A 2,798-nucleotide genomic window follows, 5' to 3' on the forward strand; every position below is an offset into this window, starting at 1 on the left:
TTGATTTTGAACTAATTTTTTTTAACGTACAAGATGCGGTTGTTGGATATTGTCCGGAGAAAATGGACGAATCAAATTATTTTCCAGCGGGAGGGGCTGGTGTGGGAGCAGGTTTCATGCCGATTTTAATCCCAGTTAGTTCAGGATATATGTGTTGCATTTCAGTGCAGCACTGCCTTGCTGACTTCTGACTTCTGACTTCTGGTTTCTGATTTCTGTTGACCTGGCTTTGTAAAACAGGTCATAGTGCGCAACAGATTTTAAAGACTGGACATACGCAAATTAAATGCCAACACAAACTATTCAAGATACAGACGGCGAGCAACGCTTTGATCGTTGGTTACGGCAGCAGCTGGGCGCTGTGCCGCAGGCCATCATTGAAAAATGGGCCCGCAAAGGCTTGCTGCGGCTCGACGGTAAACGCGTTAAACCTGCTGCACGTGTGAAATCCGGGCAAGTGGCAACGTTTCCTGAATTTTCTCCCGCAACTGAAATCCAAGAGCCAGTCGTTCAATCCCGTGTGATGCGGGCTGATCGAGCTCTCATCCGAAACTCGGTTTTGTATCAAGACGATCAATTGATTGCCTTAAACAAACCTGCGGGCTTAGCGACCCAAGGGGGCAGCAAAACCATACGACATGTGGACGCCCTGTTGGATGTCTTGGCGGGCCAAGAACAAGAAAGACCTCGTTTGGTGCATCGACTCGACAAGGACACCTCTGGCGTCTTATTATTGGCACGCACTCGCCAGGCAGCTCGTTGGCTGACACAAGGGTTTAAAGACAAACGCTTTGAAAAAACCTACCAGGCCGTGGTTGTGGGAATACCACACAAAGCTGAGGGATTGATTGATGCACCTATTTCCAAACAACCTGGGCGAATGGGTGAGAAAATGCGCATTGATGAACAAGACGCCAAGCCAGCGCAGACAAGATACCGGGTGTTGAAGACCTTTGAAAAACAAAATCTGAGTTTGCTCGAACTGCAACCCTTGACTGGACGCACGCACCAATTACGCGTCCATTGTATGCATCTGGGAACACCTGTTTTGGGAGACGGAAAGTATGGCGGAAAATCAGCCCATCCATTTGATAAGCGCAGTCTCCTGCATCTGCATGCGTGCAAAATTGTGGTACCTTATACAACAGGAGAGGCGAGAACGTTTGCAGCACCGTTGCCTGAGCATATGCGCAAGACGTTGGAAAATTTGGAAAAATGACGCTCATTCATCAATAAAATATTTCTCCATTCCCTTAACCTTCTATTAACAAACTTGAGGCAGCATAGGGCTTAGATTTTAACGAAGCAGAAGCATATGGAGAACAAAGACAATGACAAAATCAGAATGGGGTGAAAAGAGAAACTGTGGATCTTGCCAAGCAACTTTTTATGATATGCAACAAAATCCCATCATTTGCCCAAAGTGTTCCACCGAATTCAAAGCATCAGCCCCTCGAAAACTTGGCAGCGGCAACCCTCCAAAAGTACGTCGCGTTTCAGCACGTAAAGCTGCCAAGGTTCAATTAAATAATGATTTTGAATCACAATTGTTTAGCGAAATCGGTGGCGATGACGCTGGCTTTATTAACGATACAGATGAGTTTTTCAGTGATGACGGGAATTGGAAGGAAGATTTGAGGTTTTAGTGCCGGTAGTCAGTGGATCAGTGGCCAGTTTTCAGTAATCAGTTTGATAAAAAAGGCGCCTCGAAAGGCGCCTTTAATATTAGAATTGATGTCCATGATGACAGGAGAAAGGACTATTCTCGCTGCAAGAAGTGTATTGATTTCCTGCTCTTTGAGGATAGTCGATTCCCGTGGTTTCGCTTTGGCATGAAATTGTAGTTCCTTCTAGTGTATAGATAGTTGTTTGAGTATCCTGTAAGATACTTACCCGTTGTAGAGTGCGTTCATTTTTCTTTTTCCACTTTGATAATTTTGACTGTTCATGCAAACACCACAGCTCTTGACGTAAAGTAGCAACTTTATTATGGATGTTTTGTAGCACTTTCAATCTTATATCACTATTGGATGTCTGATCTTCGTATTTGACCGTTGCAAGCACATGCCCCACATTTTCATCAGCTTCTGATGGCGTAAAAGATTCAGATTTTACATTTAAAATTTCAATGATTTTCTTTAATTGCCCCTGGTTAGCTGATTCATTATCGTCACCAGCAAGCACTTTGTATTTTTGAATCAAGTCTATAAGATCGCCAGTATTTTTTTCAAGCTGACATATACTTGTCTTTAAACGCGCTATTTTTTCTTCTAAGGAAAGATTTGCAAAAGAGCCGTCAAGGTCAAGAAAGTTAGAATTTGTTGTTTGCTCTACATCGTTACGAATTGGATTTAGATAGGTGTTCTCAAGCAAGGTAGTCACATTTGCTTTAGTATTTTCATACTGCAACAAAAGCTTATTGCACTGACTCTGAGTAATCTTTTGATCAGCCTCTTTCACTAGATCAGCTAAACTCCCAAAACTGGGTGCACTCACCAAGGCCATTAAAGAAACGGTACTTAGTAATTTTTTCATCACATTATGCCTTTCATATATGTTTAATAATTATCTAAACCATTTGTAAGAAACGAACCCATTCACTTCTCACCCTCAAGTTAATTCGTTTTTGTATCAGAAACAAGAGAAAATAGCTATTTTTTTGGATGAGTTACTTCCAATACCGTTACAAGCTGCTTTTGTTGGCTCTTTTGCGTTTTGAGTGGGTAAGCTGAATTTTTTTCTGATCAAAAAGTTCGATACTAACTCCCTCAGTGAAGTAAAAAGCAGCAGTAGTTAAA

At 42.2% G+C, this 2,798-nt stretch carries 4 protein-coding genes; 3 read left to right on the forward strand and 1 reads right to left on the reverse strand.

Annotated elements, in window-relative coordinates; all coding sequences use genetic code 11:
- The 3 genes from ABFQ95_08335 to ABFQ95_08345 all read left to right on the forward strand — a co-directional run.
- A partial coding sequence (locus ABFQ95_08335) for a hypothetical protein (protein MEN8237522.1) occupies positions 1-191 on the forward strand: 191 nt, incomplete at its 5' end.
- A gap of 95 nt (positions 192-286) precedes the next feature.
- Positions 287-1,219: an RluA family pseudouridine synthase gene (locus ABFQ95_08340; GenBank protein MEN8237523.1), complete on the forward strand. Its 933-nt coding sequence runs from the start codon at positions 287-289 to the stop codon at positions 1,217-1,219.
- A 112-nt stretch (positions 1,220-1,331) separates the two neighbouring features.
- On the forward strand, positions 1,332-1,646 hold the full coding sequence (locus ABFQ95_08345; protein ID MEN8237524.1) for an FYDLN acid domain-containing protein: 315 nt from the start codon (positions 1,332-1,334) through the stop codon (positions 1,644-1,646).
- Between the two features lie 79 nt (positions 1,647-1,725).
- On the opposite strand, the gene ABFQ95_08350 is transcribed toward ABFQ95_08345, so the two are convergent.
- Entirely contained in the window at positions 1,726-2,535 is an 810-nt protein-coding gene (locus tag ABFQ95_08350; protein ID MEN8237525.1) for a hypothetical protein, read from the reverse strand.
- Between the last annotated feature and the right edge of the window lie 263 nt (positions 2,536-2,798).

It is taken from the genome of Pseudomonadota bacterium, assembly GCA_039714795.1.
Lineage (GTDB): Bacteria > Pseudomonadota > Alphaproteobacteria > JAGOMX01 > JAGOMX01 > JBDLIP01.

Coding starts and splice junctions, on each gene's coding strand:
- ABFQ95_08350 (MEN8237525.1), bottom strand. CDS start 2,535: ATGAAAAAATTACTAAGTACCGTTTCTTTAATGGCCTTGGTGAGTGCA.
- ABFQ95_08345 (MEN8237524.1), top strand. CDS start 1,332: ATGACAAAATCAGAATGGGGTGAAAAGAGAAACTGTGGATCTTGCCAA.
- ABFQ95_08340 (MEN8237523.1), top strand. CDS start 287: ATGCCAACACAAACTATTCAAGATACAGACGGCGAGCAACGCTTTGAT.